The sequence below is a fragment of the Microbacterium lacticum genome (genome assembly GCF_006716815.1).
In the GTDB taxonomy this organism is placed as follows: domain Bacteria; phylum Actinomycetota; class Actinomycetes; order Actinomycetales; family Microbacteriaceae; genus Microbacterium; species Microbacterium lacticum.
In genome coordinates this window covers 506095-523445 of record NZ_VFPS01000003.1, presented here as the reverse complement: position 1 = coordinate 523445, position 17351 = coordinate 506095, and the positions used below count along the sequence as shown (strand labels likewise).

General features: G+C 66.9%; 19 protein-coding genes and 2 tRNA genes. 9 read left to right on the top strand and 12 right to left on the bottom strand.

Features of this window, described 5'->3' with window-relative positions; translation table 11 throughout:
• Window positions 1-6: 6 nt before the first annotated feature.
• Complete coding sequence (locus tag FHX68_RS11235; RefSeq protein WP_141381296.1) at window positions 7-195, bottom strand: hypothetical protein; 189 nt, start codon at window positions 193-195, stop codon at window positions 7-9.
• A gap of 245 nt (window positions 196-440) precedes the next feature.
• Between FHX68_RS11235 and FHX68_RS11230 the strand changes: the two genes are divergently transcribed.
• The 4 genes from FHX68_RS11230 (at window position 441) to FHX68_RS11215 (ending at window position 3465) form a co-directional block, all read left to right on the top strand.
• Complete coding sequence (locus tag FHX68_RS11230; RefSeq protein WP_141381297.1) at window positions 441-1127, top strand: hypothetical protein; 687 nt, start codon at window positions 441-443, stop codon at window positions 1125-1127.
• Between the two features lie 209 nt (window positions 1128-1336).
• Window positions 1337-2206 carry a hypothetical protein gene (locus FHX68_RS11225; RefSeq protein WP_141381298.1) on the top strand — a complete coding sequence of 290 codons (870 nt, stop codon included), beginning with the start codon at window positions 1337-1339 and terminating at the stop codon, window positions 2204-2206.
• A 96-nt stretch (window positions 2207-2302) separates the two neighbouring features.
• Window positions 2303-2482: a hypothetical protein gene (locus tag FHX68_RS11220; RefSeq protein ID WP_141381299.1), complete on the top strand. Its 180-nt coding sequence runs from the start codon at window positions 2303-2305 to the stop codon at window positions 2480-2482.
• Window positions 2479-3465: a zeta toxin family protein gene (locus FHX68_RS11215; protein ID WP_141381300.1), complete on the top strand. Its 987-nt coding sequence runs from the start codon at window positions 2479-2481 to the stop codon at window positions 3463-3465. The genes FHX68_RS11220 and FHX68_RS11215 overlap by 4 nt, the downstream gene beginning before the upstream one ends.
• Window positions 3466-3643: 178 nt before the next feature.
• Here FHX68_RS11215 and FHX68_RS11210 read toward each other — a convergent pair whose 3' ends face one another.
• Genes FHX68_RS11210 through FHX68_RS11190 form a run of 5 tightly spaced genes read right to left on the bottom strand, consistent with a single transcriptional unit; the run spans window position 3644 to window position 5788 of the window.
• A complete protein-coding gene (locus FHX68_RS11210; RefSeq protein WP_141381301.1) occupies window positions 3644-3886 on the bottom strand; it encodes a hypothetical protein in 243 nt (80 codons plus the stop codon).
• 26 nt (window positions 3887-3912) lie between these two features.
• A complete protein-coding gene (locus tag FHX68_RS11205) occupies window positions 3913-4827 on the bottom strand; it encodes a hypothetical protein (protein WP_141381302.1) in 915 nt (304 codons plus the stop codon).
• Window positions 4828-4833: 6 nt separating this feature from the next.
• Entirely contained in the window at window positions 4834-5283 is a 450-nt protein-coding gene (locus tag FHX68_RS11200) for a hypothetical protein (RefSeq protein WP_141381303.1), read from the bottom strand.
• On the bottom strand, window positions 5280-5570 hold the full coding sequence (locus FHX68_RS11195; RefSeq protein WP_244926855.1) for a glutaredoxin family protein: 291 nt from the start codon (window positions 5568-5570) through the stop codon (window positions 5280-5282). Before FHX68_RS11195 ends, FHX68_RS11200 begins: the two co-directional genes overlap by 4 nt.
• Window positions 5543-5788: a helix-turn-helix domain-containing protein gene (locus FHX68_RS11190; protein WP_141381305.1), complete on the bottom strand. Its 246-nt coding sequence runs from the start codon at window positions 5786-5788 to the stop codon at window positions 5543-5545. The genes FHX68_RS11195 and FHX68_RS11190 overlap by 28 nt, the downstream gene beginning before the upstream one ends.
• Window positions 5789-5904: 116 nt before the next feature.
• Between FHX68_RS11190 and FHX68_RS11185 the strand changes: the two genes are divergently transcribed.
• On the top strand, window positions 5905-6489 hold the full coding sequence (locus FHX68_RS11185; RefSeq protein ID WP_141381306.1) for a hypothetical protein: 585 nt from the start codon (window positions 5905-5907) through the stop codon (window positions 6487-6489).
• The gene (locus FHX68_RS11180) at window positions 6482-7582 is read left to right on the top strand and encodes a site-specific integrase (protein WP_141381307.1); all 1101 of its coding nucleotides are present in this window, start codon (window positions 6482-6484) and stop codon (window positions 7580-7582) included. Before FHX68_RS11185 ends, FHX68_RS11180 begins: the two co-directional genes overlap by 8 nt.
• A 178-nt stretch (window positions 7583-7760) precedes the next feature.
• Here FHX68_RS11180 and FHX68_RS11175 read toward each other — a convergent pair.
• From FHX68_RS11175 to serS, 5 genes are all read right to left on the bottom strand, one after another.
• Window positions 7761-7849, bottom strand: a tRNA-Ser gene (locus FHX68_RS11175).
• 88 nt (window positions 7850-7937) lie between these two features.
• Complete coding sequence (locus FHX68_RS11170; RefSeq protein WP_141381308.1) at window positions 7938-9230, bottom strand: LCP family protein; 1293 nt, start codon at window positions 9228-9230, stop codon at window positions 7938-7940.
• A 48-nt stretch (window positions 9231-9278) separates the two neighbouring features.
• Window positions 9279-9363: transfer RNA gene (locus FHX68_RS11165), tRNA-Ser, on the bottom strand.
• A 156-nt stretch (window positions 9364-9519) separates the two neighbouring features.
• Window positions 9520-10449 (bottom strand): HAD family hydrolase, encoded by a 930-nt coding sequence (locus FHX68_RS11160; RefSeq protein WP_141381309.1) that lies wholly within the window; start codon window positions 10447-10449, stop codon window positions 9520-9522.
• The gene (gene serS / locus FHX68_RS11155; RefSeq protein WP_141381310.1) at window positions 10446-11726 is read right to left on the bottom strand and encodes a serine--tRNA ligase; all 1281 of its coding nucleotides are present in this window, start codon (window positions 11724-11726) and stop codon (window positions 10446-10448) included. The genes FHX68_RS11160 and serS overlap by 4 nt, the downstream gene beginning before the upstream one ends.
• 173 nt (window positions 11727-11899) lie before the next feature.
• On the opposite strand from serS, the gene FHX68_RS11150 reads away from it, so the two are divergent.
• The 3 genes from FHX68_RS11150 (at window position 11900) to FHX68_RS11135 (ending at window position 16638) form a co-directional block, all read left to right on the top strand.
• Window positions 11900-13357 (top strand): recombinase family protein, encoded by a 1458-nt coding sequence (locus FHX68_RS11150; RefSeq protein ID WP_141381311.1) that lies wholly within the window; start codon window positions 11900-11902, stop codon window positions 13355-13357.
• 780 nt (window positions 13358-14137) lie between these two features.
• Window positions 14138-15112, top strand: a complete 975-nt coding sequence (locus FHX68_RS11140; protein ID WP_141920223.1) for an IS481 family transposase — start codon at window positions 14138-14140, stop codon at window positions 15110-15112.
• Window positions 15113-15123: 11 nt separating this feature from the next.
• Window positions 15124-16638 carry an IS1634 family transposase gene (locus FHX68_RS11135; protein ID WP_141920221.1) on the top strand — a complete coding sequence of 505 codons (1515 nt, stop codon included), beginning with the start codon at window positions 15124-15126 and terminating at the stop codon, window positions 16636-16638.
• 165 nt (window positions 16639-16803) lie between these two features.
• Here the strand turns inward: FHX68_RS11135 and FHX68_RS11130 are convergent, their stop codons facing one another.
• Window positions 16804-17337, bottom strand: coding sequence for a hypothetical protein (locus FHX68_RS11130; protein ID WP_211345084.1), 534 nt, complete (start codon window positions 17335-17337; stop codon window positions 16804-16806).
• Window positions 17338-17351: the final 14 nt, after the last annotated feature.

The following is a 17351-nucleotide window of genomic DNA, read 5'->3' as shown; positions in this document are numbered from 1 at the left end:
TCTCCATCAGACCCAGGGCGCTTCAGCCTTCGCGCCGCGCAGCCTTTGGTAGGCAGCGATCGCTTCCTCAAGTGCCAGGCGCGGCACCAGAACTTCGACCCTCCCTCCGGAGATGGCGTCCGCAAGTTGCGGCCAGATCGACCCTCTCAGCAGTGGGTCAGAAACGATCACGTTCGCGTCGAGGATCACCAGCACAGCGTCAGGATACGGGGCAGCCCACCGCATTCTCGCCGCGCGCATAACCTGGCAGCTCGAAACAGTCCTAAGTGCCCGAGCCGTGGGGGTTGACCTGCGGCTCGATAAGCGATCCATCAGCCGGCGATCGCAAGTAAGCAAGCCGCGCTGAGGGGTGGGACCACGTGAGGCCTCACGACGCCCCAACGGGCGACCTATGGTGTTTCTGTGATCTCTGTTCCGCAGCCACTGGTGCGAGTTGGGTGATGGACGACGCGCTGGAGTTCAACGTACAACCGCCTGGCGACCTGTGGCGGTTCGCCGTCGGTTCCCCTGAGGCGCATGGTGCGACCTGGGTGCTCACGTGCGCTCGTCGAACCAATGATGTGTACCTGTCGACGCGCGAGCACGGGGGCGGCGACAGCAAATGGTCGTTCCACCAAAGCGGAGACTGGCGATTACAGTACAGCCGATCGAAGGCGGAGGAGCTTGGAATCCCTCGGGTGCTGAGCCAATGGAATCGTCCCGCTACCGATGCTCTCGGCTACACGGAAATGATCCGGATCCTGCTCCCGACGGACGACATCGTTCCAGGTGCCACCGAGCTCACGCGCCTTTCGAAGGTCGCGTGGATAGCTCCCGCCCCGTCCGGGATGATGACCGTCATTCTGATGTGTGTCGTCGCCCCAGGGACCCAAGTGCCGCTGCCCCGCGACTTGACTCCGCTGCGTTTGGTCGCGCTGCACGACGGCTCAGTCGTGCATGTGTTCAGGGCCGAGGCCGAGATCGCCGGATACGCACCGCTCTTCCAACAGGCACGCAAAGACATCTTGAGAACGCCCGCGCCCGGCGGCGGTTCCCGGGCCCCGTCGCACACTGATCCCGAGGCGCGCGGGATGGTGGACGCCGTCAGTAGCGAAGGGCGCCACGAGATTTGGGATCTCTGGTTATGACCGTCCGCGGATAACCCGCGTTGTGCTGCCGCGTCGAAGTCCGCAAGCACTACGGTCGCGGCGCGCGTCACCAGCGGTTCTTGTACGTCGACTCCTCCCAACTCCGTTGATGCGCCGAACCGCCGCTACGCAGCCAAGTCAGCGCGCTCCACGACCGGCTTGCGGTCTCGCGCGCACCGAGCCTGGAAAGCGAACCATATGATCCAGGAGTGATCGGCAAGCACGACAGGCAGGAGACGGACGAGCAAATGGAGCTCGGCGTTCGCGCCATCCAGGGTGCGCGCGTCCGGTACCAACGACTGGCTGATCAACTCTCGCCCCCGGCTGCCGGTTCCATGCTGGACCTAGAACGTGCTCACACCGCGAGAGAGCCCGTAGACACGCTAGTCATGACGCATCGCGCTCGATCGACCGAGAACCTAGATCGGGTGTTCGAGATAATGATCGACAACGACAACGAGCAACTGCTCGCATATCCGTTCTCCCTTTACTCGCTCATCCGGACCGCGGTCGAGGCCGCGGCGACGTCGATGTGGTTGATCAAGTCCTCGAAGAAGTCGGATCGAGTGCTCCGCGCCCTGCAACTCGCCTACCGGAATGCGCAGGAAGCACTTAGGTTCGCCGAGCTCATCAAGGGGAGGGGTGGCGCTGCTCCCGTGCGGAACGGCACCGAGAAGACCATCGAGCGTCTCAATCAGTTGAAAGACACAGTGGGCCCGCTCCGACAATTGGACCTCGGCCCACCACCGAGCTACACGGCGATTCTCACTGCCGTGTCGCCCAAGAGTCGCGGCCGCACTCGCTCTGGCTACGAGGTTTCGTCGCCGCTAGTCGTTTGGAAGGCGAGCAGTGCATTCCTTCATGGAAGTGAGCAAGTGATGCGGGCGCTGAGCGACGTTCGCCAGATGAACGAGTTCACCGACGGGGTTGCGTCTTTCGAGATCACGCCCAGCATCCAAATGCTGGCAGTTTCAATCAGGACGTGCGTGGAGCTCATTGCGCAGCTTGACGAGCGATACGAGTTCCTCGCCACGCACGACTATGCGGGGCGTCTCGTATCAAACGGCGCCCGCGAATAGCACCTTCCCTGGGGCAACCTTCCGGCCCGCAGGCGGATCCGTTTCGAACGCGAGCGAGGACCCTCGCCGTAGGATCGGTGCTGGGAGGCGACCGATATGGACCCGGCCAAGGCAGGGTGGCGGATCAGCGACCTCGTCGCGTATGACAGCGCTACAGCTGACGTGATTGCGAAGATCGCGGCTCTCGCCGCGCGTGCCGACGTCGGCACGACCCTCGAAACAGTCGACGCCATACGCGCAGAGCTGCGCGAACTTGCCGACGGAGCAACGCCGTGACCTTCGACGCCGATCGCACGTTCGAGTCGCTCATCCGACCGGCTCTCTTCGCCGACAATGATGCACCCGCACAGCCGAGCCTGACCCTCTTGGTTGGCGAACCCGGATCGGGCCGCACTCGCGCCGCCTACCGCGACAACCCACAAGGGAGCGGACGAGCCGTCGTCAGCGCGGCCGTGCTCCGCGCGTTCCACCCCAACTACCTCGAGCTCGCGAGCCGCCGGCCGTTCGAGCTTGAGGACGCCCTGCGGCCCACCGTCGAACGGTGGATCGCGCAGTCGGTCGGGACGGCGCTCAACGAGCGGCGCTCGGTCGTACTCGAAAGCGAAGCGCTCACTGCGGACGCGGCTCGAGCCGCCTCAGCGGCCTTCATTGACGCGGGGTTCACGACCGAGGTCGTCGTGATGGCATCTCGCACTCCCGACAGCCTGCTGACCGCGGCATCCGCGTATCTCAATCAGCGTCGGGAGCGAATCCCCACGCAGGCCACGACGGCCGATGCGCATCGCGCCGCTGCGGCGGAGGTGCGAGACCTCACAGCCGAACTCGAGGTCAATGCCCCCTTCGATCACGTCCGGGTGATCAACCCCGGTGGCGTCGCACTGCACGAGGCTGAGCCGCGCCGGCATTCGCAGTCGATCCAGGGGCTGACCGCTGCGTTGGATGCCGAGCGGCAGCGCCCCTATTCGTCGATAGAGGGCGTGCAATGGCTGAGCGAGCTGCGCCGGATCAACGAGTACGCCCGCCAATCCCGCGAGGACGTCGAGCCGGTCGTCGCGACGCTTGGTGAGTTGCACCGCTTGGCGCTGACCGCAGTGCTGCCGAGCATGCCGCTGCGCCCGGACTCTGATGCCGCGGTTCGGCAACGTACTCAACTCGAGCAACAACTGGGCCGGCTCGATCAGCAACTAGCCGATGCGCGGGAACTCCCGAGGCCCCTCGTTCTCCCCGCTCCGGCGCCGTCGCGCGGGCTCGATCGCTGACTACTCCCCTGGCATCCTTCGGACATTCAGCGATCTCAGCGGTGGGCGCGGCGCGCAGTGCCGGGTCGTGGAATAGCGGAGGGCCGGAGCGCAGCGGAGGCCCGAGCATATGCCGCGAAAGCCCGGAACGGAGCGCCTCGCCCCCCGCTACGATCTCGCGTCCGGAGGAAGCTGCGAGCTACTCGTCGATCATCTCCATGAGCTTCGCGATGAAGGTCTCACGGTTGTTCGTCGGGTCTGCGGCGAGGTCGCGTACAAGCACGCCGAGCTCCGCGCGCTCGGTTCTGCTCAGCATCGTGAGTGGTTCGAGGCACCATGCGACGTCCTGATCGGCCTGAGCCGTGGATGCCGGCACGCCGAAGCGCACGGCGACGAACGCTGCACGGTAAATGACGGCTTCGACGTCTGCACGATCGACCATGCTCTGATCCTTACTCGTCTGCGGGTTCATCGCGACAGTCCGGGTCGTGTCGACGGCATCGGTGGTGCCGGCTCGGTCACGGGCGTCGCCCGGGGGGCCACCTTCGGCTGAGTCCGCAGCCGGTCATTGATCGCGGCGGCCACGGCATCCATTCGTGCGTCGTCATCTGCTCGGGCCATGGCGTTGCGCTCCGCCCGTGTCGGGCGGAGTTGTTGCTCGAGGCGTCCCTCGCCGCGAGTCAGCGATTCCGCATAGTGCGCGGCGGCGCGATCGCGCGCGTTCGCACGCTCGAACCGATCGATGAGGTAGCGGGGCGTCCCACGTTCGCTGCGCAGACGCGTGATTTCTTCGGCGGTGCGCGCACGGGTGAAGAACGCCTCGGCTGCGGCCAGGTTCGACTTTCGCTCTGTCCCCGTAGCGCGGTGCAAACGCTGCGGCGGTAGCCCGTTCGCACGCCGCCACTTCTCTCGCGCGCGGTACTGGCGCTGATCCGCCAATGACTTCTCGTGGTCGGTCCAGTAGTTCTCGCGCTTGCGCTGCTTGACCTCGTCGGCGTGAGCGGCGTAGTAGCGGGCGGCGTTCTCGCGCTTCATCGCAGGAGCATCGCGGTCCTTGTCGCGCTGGTGCTGGCGGATCTGCTCGCGGTGCGAGTCCCGCCAACGCTGATTGGCGGCGCGCAGCCGGGCGCGGAACCCCTCTGGGTTCTCGGCACGCTGGCGCTCGCGGTAGCGCCGCTGGATCTCTTGGTGCAGCGGCTTGTTCGCGGCGTACCACGCCCGTGCGTACTGACGCTTGGCCTCTTTGCGCTCCTCGCGGAGTTGCTCGGCGCGACGGTCGCCTAAGACGGCATCGCGCTTTCGCAGTTCGCGCTTTCTGGCGGCCCGCAGCGACTCTCGACGCGAGTCATCGTCCTGCGTCCCCCGACTCTGCGGCTCGTCCACGGTTGATCACCTGCCGAGGCCCGAAGTCGGGGCAGGAGTCGGCGTGGGCAATCCGTGCACCGGTGCTGTGAATTCACCGCGCGGTCGCCGCGCGGGCGCCACGGGGAACACGCGGTCCACGTCCTCTGGGTGTCGGTGCCCCTCGGGAAAGTACTCGAAGAACACTGCGTGCTCGGGATCGCGTACGACCCACTGAGATCCCACATCATGAAGCACCGCGAGCTTGAGTTCGGCCTCCTCTGTGGATGCGCCGAGCGCCAGGATGACGCGACCGTCGTCGAGTTGCGCGGTGTGCCATGCGAAGTCGCGTCGCCACACACGACGCTCGTCGAGGACGTCATCGATCAAAGCCTGACGCGCACGGCGGTCTTCGACCGTGCTGCCGGGGACGGTCGCCCGGATCCACCGGGCGATGTCGAGAAAAGATGCCTCGACGCCGGGGCGCTTGGTGGTCATGAGGAGGCCTCAATTTGGCCCGACAGCTGCTGAATCAGGTCGGGCCGGAACCCCGACCAATGGTGCTGCTGGTCCTGATCGACGACCACCACGGGTGCGGCGGTGTAGCCCAGGTCATCCGTCACGAACTCGCGGGCCGGTGCGTTCGCGTAGGCGCTCAGGTCGATGATCGTGAACGGGATGCCTGCCAGGCGAAGGCACGCGCAAGTGCGCACGCACCGCGGGCATCCGTCTCCGGTCGAGTACACGGTCACCGAGATCATCGTGATCGCCTCGCGCGCGTCCACGCCTCGGACGTCGACCGGCAGGCGGTCTGTCGGATGTAGTCGATGACCTCACTACGGAGGTACGCGACCGTCTTGCCGAACTTGTGGAAGATCGGGCCGCCGCCGAGCCGGCGCCAGCGTTCGAGTTTTCCAACGGTCACGCCGCCAGGCAGCATGTCCGCTACTTGCTGGGGGGAGAGCCATTCGATCTCATCCCGGGTTTCGACTTCTGTGGCCATCATCAACCCCCGTTCGCGTATGCACGACCACGTTTGACATGAGTAGATCAGTTAGCTATACACTTGTCAAGAGATCGAATGTGCGAATCCGCAGCACGGTAAGACACACTGAGGAGGTGAAGGTCGACGTGTACACACTGAACGGCGAGAAGATGACGTGGCGAGCAGCCACTCAGCCGGTCGGTACAGCGCTGCGGATCGCTCCCGGTTTCACCGCGCGAGCATTCGACGTGGCTCCCGGGCTCGATGCTCAGCTCGAAGCGCACTACAGCGCGGACGAGGGTCGGTACCTGATCACGAAGTTGGAGCTGACTGCGAGCGACGGCGAGATCACACACCGCGCGCTCCGACTCATCTCGATCGAATCGATCATGCGCGCAGCAGCTCCGCACTGCATCGCACTCAGCCTCGACGACGGCGCGCCGAACATGAGCGCGCACGAACTGACGACGACGGAGGGGCGCATCCTGCCGGCATGGCTCGCGGAGCAGGTCGTCGCGCGGGGCAACCGCTCCGAGCGCATGGAAGCGATCGAGCTGCTTTACGGCATCGCCGCGTTGAGTGGGAACCCGCCCGTTCAAGCGATTCAGCAGGAGCTCGGCATCCCCCACCGCACCGCATCTGACTGGACCAAGAAGGCACGCGCAGAAGGACGCCTGGCAGGCATGAGCTACATCGTCGGCCGCCAGGCGGATGGGTAGCGTTCACCCCTACTCCACGAAGAGCGGCAAGCGATACGTCGCTCGCTACATCAAGCCGGACGGCACACAGGGCGGCAAGCGAGGATTCGAGCGCAAACGGGACGCTGAAACGTGGCTCGCGGAGATTGAAACAGCGCGCGCCCACGGAACCTTCATCGATCCGCGAGCGGCGCGAATCACCGTCGACACGCTCGGACCGGAGTGGCTGGAAGCCAAGCGTCGATCCATGAAGCCTTCGGCCTTCGCTCCCGTCGAAACGGCGTGGCGCCTCCGCGTGCAACCCACGTGGGGCGGATGGTCGGTCGCGGACATCCGGCATACGGACGTCCGGCGCTGGATCTCTGAGGTCGCCGAATCGGTCGGGGCAAGCGTGACCATTCGCACGTATGGCGTGCTCGCCAGCATCCTCGACGACGCCGTGTACGACGGGCGAATCAGCACCAATCCGGCACGCAAGGGCAAGATCACCTTGCCCAGGAAGACCAAACGGCGTCACGGCTACCTGACGCACGACGAAGTGCATCGACTGGCGGATGCCTCTGGGCAGTACCGACTATTGGTGCTCGTCTTGGCCTACACGGGGATCCGATGGGGCGAGGCAACCGCGCTCCGGGTAGAGGATGTCGACTTCACGCGTCGGCGATTGCACATCTCGCGGAACGCCGTCGAAGTCCACGGTGAGATTCATCTCGGAACCCCGAAGTCTCACAGTTCCCGGGCAGTACCGGTGCCTGAGTTCGTTCTGAACGAGCTCAGGCCGACGATCGCAGGTCGACGGCGCGACTCGCTGGTCTTTCCCGGCCCCACTGGCACATTCATGCGGCGAACCCGTTCAAGTGAAGGGTCCAAGTCCTGGTTCAAGACGGCGCTGCGCGTCGCGGAACTCCCACTCATGACAGTCCACGATCTACGCCACACGGCGGCCTCACTTGCGGTGCAGTCCGGAGCGAACGTGAAGACGATTCAGCGCATGCTGGGCCACACCTCCGCAGCCATGACGCTCGACGTCTATTCGGACCTCTTCGATGACGATCTCGACGATGTAGCCACCGCACTCGACAGCGCCGCCAACCGGGCACGCGAACGTTCCTGACGGTCCACTCCTCACGCTCGAACTGACCGTCGGGGCCTGCACCTGCGCCGCCGCCCGCATGCGAACGCCCGCGCCAGCTTCACGAATCTTCACGATTCCTTCACGCTTGGCGGTCCAGCGATAAACGAATGGCCCTCGATCCCTTGAAAACACTGGGATCGCGGGCCATCTCGATTCGCGGAGACGGAGGGATTTGAACCCTCGGTCCCCATAAGGGGACTCCACCTTAGCAGGGTGGTGCACTAGACCTGACTATGCGACGTCTCCAAGCAACCGGCCGCGAAACAGCGCGGATGCACCCGGCAATCATAACCGGTTCGCGCGCTCGCGCCGAACCAGCCCGGGCCGACCCGACTCAGCGCTCGGCCTGGGTGCAGGTGACCTGCGCGGCCGTCTGGCCCGTGATCGACGGGGGCAGAGCCACAGCGGTCTCCGTCGGCGCCGCCGGATCGGTGGCCGTGGCATCCGGAGCGGCGGTGTCGGCCGGCGCGGGAGTCTCCGCGGTGGGAGGGGCGGTCGCCTCGCCGACGACTGCCGTGCCGTACCCGTCGCTCGTCGATCCGGTCAGCTGCAGCGGCTGGTTGGCCGCCAGCGCCGCGAACAGCACGTCGGCCGCCTCGGTGACCGGCTGCACGCGCGCGCCGCCCTCGCCGTACACCGTCGGGTACTGCACGAACACGATGTCCGAATAGGGGACGCTCCGCACCGCCATCGCGATCTGCACCATGCGCTGGGGGTTGGCCAGCGACTTACTGAGCACGACCTGCCCCTCGGTGACCTGCTTCACGGCGGTGGTCGCGAGATTGAACAGTGTCGCGGGGTTGCTGAGCACCCCATCGGACTGCAGCTTGCGCACCATCGAGCTCATGAACTGCTGCTGGTTCGAGATGCGCCCGAGGTCGGAGCCGTCGCCGATGCCGTGCCGGATCCGCAGGAACTGCAACGCCTCCACGCCCTGCAGCGTGTGCGTGCCCGCCGTCAGATTGAGCCCCGTGTGCGAATCGCTGATGTCGTCGGCGACGCAGACGTCGACGCCCCCGATGGCATCCGACATCTTGATGACGCCCGACCAGCGCGTCGCCGCGGCGTAGGTGATGTCGACGCCGGTGAGGTTCTCGATCGTCGCCACCGAGCACGACAGCCCGCCGTACATGTACGACACGTTCAGCATCTGCGCGCTCATCGCCGAGTACTGCGTGCCGTCCTCACCGGTGCACGCGGGGATCGGCACGATCATGTCGCGCGGGAACGAGACCACCGTGACGCGCCGGGGCGCGTCGCTGATGTGCACCAGCAGGGTCACGTCGTTGCGCTCGCCCTCGGTGTCGTCGTTCATGCACGCCGTGGACAGCGCCGCGTTCGCGCCCTCGCACGAGTCGGTGCCGACGATCAGCATGTTCACGCCGCCTTCGACCTCTCCGATCGCCGGCGGCAAGGTCGTGTCGTCGTCTCCGATCGACACGCCCGCGTCGCTCACGGCCTGCGCGGCATCCCACACGGTGTACGCGCCGATCGCGCTCACGCTCAGCACAGCGACCGCGACGATCGCCCCGAGCACGGTGAGGATCTGCAGGAACGGGTTGGGCGAGCGGAGCACGCCGTGCCGCGCGACAGGCTGGCGCCCTGAACGGTCGGTGCGTGCGCTCACGGGCGTCCTTTCAATGCACCGGAGCGGACTCTCGCCCTCTCCGTGAAGCGGAGGGTGTGGGATTCGAACCCACGGGACATTGCTGCCCACTGGTTTTCAAGACCAGGTCCATCGGCCGCTCGGACAACCCTCCCGGCGAACGCACCCTGCGGCACGCCCGTCGAACCGGCGTCGAGTCTAGTCGAGACGACCCCTCATCTTCCCGCGTACGCCTGAGCGCGCCCTGAACGGCGCGCCAGCAAGCCCTCGGAGCCTGATCAGAGCGCGCCGAGGCCGCGGTGGATCACAATCAGAGGGCGCGGAGCACGTCGGCGACCCCGCCGGAGTGCACGGATGCCGTGGTCTCGCTCGCCTCGCGGCGCACCTCGTCGGGGCCCTGGCCCATCGCCACCGCCCGGCCGCCGTGCTCGCGCGCCCACCGGAACATCTCCACGTCGTTGCGTCCGTCGCCCATCACGAGCACGCGCTCGGGCTCGATGCCGAGCCACGTGCGCACCTTCTCGAGCGCCGTCGACTTGTCGACGCCCTGCGGCGCGATGTCGAGCCACGCCGACCAGCCCACGGCGTACGAGACCCCGCTCAACCCGATGCGGGAGACGAGATCGACGAAGTCGTCGTCGGTCTCGTCGGGAGAGACGACCACCACGCGGCACACCGGCTGCGCGGAGAGTTCGTCGAACGAGACCCGGCGGGCGCGGACGAGGTTCCAGTCATCCATGTATTCGGTGTACAGCCGCTCGCCGCCGGCCAGCTCGACGAGGTACTTCGCGTCGGGCAGGTGTTCGCGCAGCAGCGTCAGCACGGCGGTCGGGTCGAACGTCTCGACGTGGAAGCGCTCGTAGACGCTCTCCTCGCCGAGATCGCCGGGGGCCCGCTTCATGATGACGGCCCCGTTCGAGCACACCGCGTACTCCGGCGCGAGCTCGAGAACGTGCTGGATGCCTCGTGTGCCCTCCCACGACCGGCCGGTCGCCAGCATCACCTCGTGGCCGGCCCGGTGCGCGTGCGTGATCGCCTCGACCACGCCGGGACTGAGCGTCTCGTCTTCGAGCAGCACCGTGCCGTCGACGTCGAGCGCGATCAGCAGCCGCTCCGTGGGAACCACCGGGTTCTCGGCATCCTCGGCGATCTCCTCGACCAGCCGGGCCGCCTCGCGCGGAGGCACCACCTCGACCGACCCCGTCGCGGGCAGGTGCTCCTCCGACCCGGGCGCCGTCATGCGATCGGCTCCGCGACCTCGAGACCGCCGAGGTACGGCCGCAGCACCTCGGGGATCACGACCGACCCGTCGGCGCGCTGATGCGTCTCGAGGATCGCCACGATCCACCGCGTCGTCGCGAGCGTGCCGTTGAGGGTCGCGACGGGCGCCGGCTTGCCGGGACCCGCCCCCTCGGTCACCGGGCGGTAGCGCACGTCGAGGCGGCGGGCCTGATACGTGGTGCAGTTCGAGGTCGAGGTGAGCTCGCGATAGGCATCCTGCGTCGGCACCCACGCCTCGACGTCATACTTGCGCGCCGCCGACGAGCCCAGGTCGCCCGCAGCCACGTCGATCACGCGGTAGCTGAGCCCGAGATCCTGCAGCATCTGCTCCTGCAGGGCGACGAGGCGCAGGTGCTCCGCCTCGGCGTCCTCGGGCGTCGTGTAGACGAACATCTCGAGCTTGTTGAACTGGTGCACGCGGATGATGCCGCGGGTGTCCTTGCCGTAGGAGCCGGCCTCGCGGCGGTAGCAGGTCGACCAGCCGGCGTAGCGCTTCGCGCCGGATGCCACGTCGATGATCTCGCCCATATGGTAGCCGGCGAGGGGCACCTCGCTCGTGCCGACGAGGTAGAGGTCGTCGGCTTCGAGCTTGTAGACCTCGTCGGCGTGCTGGCCGAGGAAACCCGTGCCGCGCATCACCTCGGGGCGCACGAGCGTCGGCGGGATCATCGGGATGAACCCGGCGTCGACGGCGCGCTGCAGCGCGAGCGACATGAGCGCGTACTCGAGGCGCGCGCCGATGCCGGTGAGGAAGTAGAAGCGCGAGCCCGACACCTTGGTGCCGCGCTCCATGTCGATCGCGCCGAGCTTCTCGCCGAGGGCGAGGTGGTCGAGCGGCTCGAAGTCGAACGTCGCCGGCTCGCCGTGGGTGCGGAGGGTGACGAAGTCCTCTTCGCCGCCGGCGGGCACCCCCTCGATGACGATGTTCTCGATGCGGGCGAGCGCCTCGTCGGCGGCGGCCTCGGCCTCGGTGACGGCCTGCTGCGCCTGCTTGACGCGGTCGCTCAGGTCTTTGGCCTGCGCGACGAGGGCGGGCTTGTCTTCCTTGGATGCCTGGGCGACGGTCTTGCCGTGCGCGTTCTGCTCGGCGCGCAGCTGCTCGAACGCGGTGATCGCCGCGCGGCGGGTGCGGTCGGCGGCGAGCGCGTCGTCGACCGTGTCGGGCGACTCGCCCCGCGCCTCCTGCGAGCGCTTGACGAGGTCGGGGTTGTCGCGAAGCAGTGCCAGATCGATCACCTGTCGAGTCTAGTTCGGCGTGTTCGCCCCGTCGGGCCCGCTCGCGACAGGAATGCCGGCGGCCGTGACCGGCGCCGCCGGGGCGGGGTTGTCGACGTGTCGGGTTTGACCGGCGTACCTACCAGGCAACGAGGGAGGTCGTCATGGACGGCACAACAGCAAGCAACAACGGCATGGAGCAGGTGGTGGTGTACCTGCGCATCAGCGAGGATCGTACCGGCGCGGAGGCCGGGGTCGAGCGGCAGCGTCAGGACTGTCTAGAGATGTGCGCGAGGCTCGGGATCAACGATCCGGCGGTGTTCATGGACAACGACATCTCCGCCTACTCGGGCAAGAAACGCCCCGGCTACCTCGACCTGTTGGAGCGAGTGAAGCTCGGCCCGTCGAGGATCGTGGCATGGCATGTGGATCGCCTCTACCGTCGCCCCCGCGAGCTGGAAGACCTCATCGATCTCGTGGAGGCGCACCCGATCCGCATCGAGACGGTCAAGGGCGGCGCGTTCGATCTGAACACCCACGAAGGCAGGCTCATGGCGCGCCAGCTCGTCGCGATCGCCTCCTACGAGTCGGGGCATAAGGCCGACCGTATCCGGCGGGCGAACCAGCAGAAGGCCGAGCGTGGCGACTGGCACGGCGGGGCTAAGTACGGGTACGGCATCGGCGGCGTCCTCATCCCCTCCGAGGCCGCGGTGATCCGGGAGATGGCCGACCGGTTCCTGGCGGGCCAGTCGGTGCGGCAGATCACGAGGTGGCTCAACCGCGACGGCGGGCCGGTACCGCCATCGAAGGGGAAGAGCCGGTTGAACGTGTGGCACGAGAGCACCGTCGGCTCGATCCTCTGCTCTGCCAGGATTTCGGGGCAGCGCGCCTACGAACCAGCATCGAAGACGACCACGACCTGGGAGAGGCGTGACCGGGCAATCCTCGGGCCAGGGAACTGGGAAGCGATCATCACCCCCGAGGAGACGGCGCGCATCCGGGCCGTGTTCAACCACCCCGACCGGCGCGTAGGCCGCTCCTCCAAAAGCCTCCTGGCCGGGCTGATCACCTGCGCCAAATGCGGCAACACCCTCGTCTCCTCAGGCCTGCACCGGGGCGAGACATCAATCGGGAAACGCCGCTTCTACCGCTGCCTCCCCCTCCCCGGTCGCCCTGAGCGTGGTGGGCTTGTCGTGTCCGCGCACGGGATCGAGACCCTGGTGTCCGAGGCGATGATCACACGCCTGGCCGCGACCACGCTGCCCGCCGTCGCGCCGGGTGAGGATGCGGGGGTATCGGCGGCGATGGAGCAGATCACCGCCGCCCGCCAGCGCATGGAGGACATGGCCCGCGACTACGGAGCCGGGCTGCTCTCGCGCACCGAGCTGCACGCCGCGAAGACCGCCGCCACCGCAACCATCAGCAACGCCGAACTCGTCCTGGGCCGTAACGCGAAATCGACCGCGTTGAAAGGCATCCCCATTGGTGACGAGCAAGCGTTGCGGGCGGCGTGGGAGGTGGAGTGGTCGATCCCGCAGAAACGCGCGATCATCGCCGCCCTGATCGACACCCTCATCGTCAAGCCCGCAGAGGTCGGTAAGCGCGGGGCGAGGTTCCGGCCCGAACGCGTGGACCTCACCTTCAAAGCCTGACCCACCCACGCGCGAGCGCCCCGCCGGACAGGAAGGACGGCGGCGCCCGCAGCGGCGCTCGCGCGTACTGATGTGGTCAGTTCTCGGGGCGGGTGAGGACGCGGAGCTTGGCCGGCGTCACCGGATCGCTCACCCCGACCGGCACTCCGGAACGCTCGCACGCCTCGCGCGTCCACGCCACCGGATCGAACCCCGGCGGCAGACCACTCCGCGCCTGGCTCCGCCGCCCACGAGCCGAAGGTGGTCCGGAAGTTCTGGGTGTGCTGGGTGCTGCTGTGGTCGCCTTCATAACAGACAGGTACGCGCACCCAAACCACAATCTGTAGTATCCACCGTCACAAACGGGCGCTACATGTAGTTTCGTCTCTCGGGTTCACCGTTCAGGCGTCGGTTCGGGGTTTGGCTGCCCAGATCGCAGCCAACAGCCCCGTGTCGCAGCGCAGCGAGTCGAGGGATTCCCCGTCGAGGAGGCGCAGGAGCACGCCGTCGCCAGTCGGGGTGCCCGCGTGTTTCCGGTCGGGATGCCCCAGCACGATCCGCAGCAGCGCTGACCATGACTTCGGCGGTATGTCCTGACTCGTGCCATCTTTGCTCGACTTGGTTCCCGGACGGCCTGAGATCCTTGATTTTCCGCGGATCTCGCGCTGGCTTAGTGCCCGCCTGGCGCACTAAACCGGGGTTCTAGATGTACTGACCCAGATCGTTGTTGACGTAGGAGAGACCTCCGGGGTCGAGTTGGAGCTGTCTAAGTTCTTCAGCTCAAACGCACGGAGGTCTCTCTTGTCTCACGCTAATGCCCGGCTGACTCCGGCCGGCCGGTTGATCATGGTTCAGCGCATCCAGTCGGGGCGTGCGGTCGCGCATGTTGCCGCGGAAATGGGGATCTCCCGCACGACCGCGTGGCGGTGGTGGCGCAGGTTCCGGGAGTGCGGCCCGGCGGGCCTGATCGATCGTTCCAGCGTCGCCCGCTCCCACCCTCGCCAGACCAAAGCGTGCGTGGAGGCGAGGGTGCGGATCATGCGGCACCTCACTCGGCGTGGGCCGGTGTTCATCGCTGACAAGCTCGGCTTGCAGGCCTCAACGGTCGGTAGGGTGTTGCGCCGCCACCACGTGCCGTTGCTGCGGGAGCTGGACCCGGTCACGGGGTCCGTGATCCGCGCGACCCGCCGATCCGCGCAGCGTTACGAGCATGATCATCCCGGGTCCCTGATCCACGTTGATGTGAAGAAACTCGGCCGTATCCCCGACGGCGGCGGATGGCGTCTGCATGGCCGCGGGCAACGTCCTGCGCGCAAGCGGGGCCTGGGTTACGACTACGTGCACACCGTCATCGACGACCATTCCCGAGTTGCTTACGCGGAGATCCACGACGACGAGAAAGGCACCACCGCCGCGGGTGTGCTCGAGCGGGCGATCGCGTTCTACGCGCGCCTCGGCGTCAAGGTCGAACGCGTCATCAGCGACAACGCGTTCGCTTACCGCCACTCGGCCGCGTTCAAGGCCGTGGTCGACGCGCACGGCATCCGACAGCGGTTCATCAAACCGCACTGCCCCTGGACCAACGGGAAAGTCGAACGCCTCAACCGCACCCTCGCCACCGAGTGGGCCTACGCCCGCCCCTGGAGCTCGAACGACGACCGAAAAGCAGGGTTGACGACCTGGCTCGACTACTACAACCTAGACAGGCACCACCTCGGCATCGGAGGCAAAACCCCCATCGACCGAATCAACAACGGTCGAGGTCAGTACATCTAGACTCGTGTTGCGTGGGCCTGTTCATCCGGAAGGTGCGCACCGCGTCGGGCGCGACAGCGGTGCAGATCGCGACGAAGCAGTACGGCGTGCAGAAGATCGTCGAGCACATCGGCTCCGCTCACACGCCCGAGGATCTCGAGTTCCTCCTCGAGGTCGCCCGCACGAAGATCCAGGCCGGGCAGCTCGCGTTCGATCTGGACCGGCTCGCGCCGCAGAAGGTGACCGCGACACCGGAGATCGTCGGCTCCCAGGCCCGTGTCCTCTGGGATGTTCTCGAGCACGCTTACCGCGAGGTCGGGTTCGACTCGGTCGGGACCGACAGCTTCAAGCGTCTCGTGCTGGCGCGGATCATCGAGCCGACCAGCAAGGCTGACACGATCCGGGTGCTCGCGGAGATCGGTGTGAAGTCGCCGTCGTTGCGCACGATCTGGCGGACCCTCGCGCGTTGCGTCGAGGAGGACTGGCGATCGCAGCTCGCGGACGCGGCGCTGCGGAAGGTGACGGCGGCCGGGGCGCTGCAGGTGGTGATGTATGACGTGACCACGCTGTATTTCGAGGCGGAGCACGAGGACGCGCTCCGCAAGGTCGGGATGAGCAAGGAGCGGCGCGTCGATCCGCAGATCCTCGTCGGCCTGCTGGTCGATCAGGTGGGGTTCCCGCTGGAGGTCCATGCGTTCGAGGGCAACCGGGGCGAGACCACGACGCTGCTGCCCGTGCTGAACGGGTTCCGGAAGCGTTACGGGAACAGTGATGTCGTGGTCGTCGCCGACGCGGGCATGCTCTCGGCGAGCAACCTGAACGCGCTCGAGGACGCCGGCTTCGATTTCATCGTCGCCTCCCGGACGGGGTCGGCGCCGAAAGACCTCGCCGAGCACTACGAGAGTGTCGGGAACCTGTTCGAGGACGGGCAGATCATCGAGACGATCCGCCCGATGGGGAAGGGAGCGTATCGTCGGGACCGGCGGGTGGTCTGGCAGTACTCCCGCAAGCGCGAGAAGCGCGACAATGTCACGTTGAACAAGCAGATCGACCGGGCCGAGCAGATCGCGGGCGGCCAGCGGGCGCCGAAGAAGGACAGGTTCGTCACCCTCGGTGAGCGCGGCACCCGGCCGGGCGTGAACTGGGCCGTGGTCGAGAAGGCCCGCTCGTATCTCGGGTTGAAGGGCTACGTCACCTCGATCAGCACCGACAAGCTCACCGGCGCCGAGGTGGTGGCCGCGTATCACGATCTGTTCCGTGTCGAGGCGTCGTTCCGGATGGCGAAGAGCGACCTCAAGGCGCGGCCGATGTTCCATCACGAGCGGGACTCGATCGAGGCGCACCTCACGATCGTGTTCGCCGCTCTCGCGGTCACCCGGCACGTCACGGAGAAATCGGACTACTCGATCAAGCGGATCGTCCGAGCGCTGCGCCCGGTCCGGGACGCGGTGATCTCGCTACGCGGGCAGCGCATCACGGCCACGACCCCACTGGAAGGCGAGGCCGCCGATATCGCCGAGAAACTCCTGCCGAACGCGGCGCACTAAAGTGGCACGACTCAGGTATGTCGAGCAGCACCGAGATGGCGTGGTCGCGGCGCAGCACCTCGACCGCGTTCGCGCGGGAAGTCAGATCGGCGAGCCGGTAAGCGACGTGCTCGACGCAGTCGGCCATGAGCACCGCGTCCCACCCCGTCGAGGCGAACAGCTCGACTATTGCCGACAGCGCGGCAGCGACGCGGGCACGGTCGGCATCATCGGGGTCGTCTTCGCCGTCGGTTTCGGGGCTGACGGCGAAGGCGGGGGGTAGTCGGCCAGGTGCTCTCGCTCAGCGAACCGGATGGCATCGTGGAACCCCGCGATCCGCGAGGTGTGACGCACCTTCCCGGACGCGACCAGCATCCCAGCGGCTCGAATCTCGACGCCACAGGTGATCTGCACCGCGCGAGTGACCACAGCCCACGGATTCCGAGCTTTCCGCGTCGAGGGCGCAAGCATGACCTCGAACGCTGCCGAGGCAATGTCCCACGCATCCATGCCGTGCTTCTGTGCCAAGGGTCGGTATCTGACGGCGGTGTAGCGCATCAGCTCTGCCGCTTCGCGATCATGCTGCCAGGCCCCAGGCCCGGACTCGTGCAGCCGGATCAGCAGGGCGCGTAGCGCCTCTGGGCTTTCGAGGTCGTGACGGGGTGCGGCAGGCTGAGCCGTAGCGTCTTCGCTGTCGGCGGGTGAAGTGTGTTGAATCACGGTGGCACCTCCCG

Bases quoted from the DNA above. Each gene is read 5' to 3' on its own strand.
- FHX68_RS11210 (WP_141381301.1), bottom strand. From the start codon at position 3,886: ATGGTCGATCGTGCAGACGTCGAAGCCGTCATTTACCGTGCAGCGTTC.
- FHX68_RS11180 (WP_141381307.1), top strand. From the start codon at position 6,482: ATGGGTAGCGTTCACCCCTACTCCACGAAGAGCGGCAAGCGATACGTC.
- FHX68_RS11160 (WP_141381309.1), bottom strand. From the start codon at position 10,449: ATGACGGCGCCCGGGTCGGAGGAGCACCTGCCCGCGACGGGGTCGGTC.
- FHX68_RS11150 (WP_141381311.1), top strand. From the start codon at position 11,900: ATGGAGCAGGTGGTGGTGTACCTGCGCATCAGCGAGGATCGTACCGGC.
- FHX68_RS11190 (WP_141381305.1), bottom strand. From the start codon at position 5,788: ATGGCCACAGAAGTCGAAACCCGGGATGAGATCGAATGGCTCTCCCCC.
- FHX68_RS11230 (WP_141381297.1), top strand. From the start codon at position 441: ATGGACGACGCGCTGGAGTTCAACGTACAACCGCCTGGCGACCTGTGG.
- FHX68_RS11200 (WP_141381303.1), bottom strand. From the start codon at position 5,283: ATGACCACCAAGCGCCCCGGCGTCGAGGCATCTTTTCTCGACATCGCC.
- FHX68_RS11220 (WP_141381299.1), top strand. From the start codon at position 2,303: ATGGACCCGGCCAAGGCAGGGTGGCGGATCAGCGACCTCGTCGCGTAT.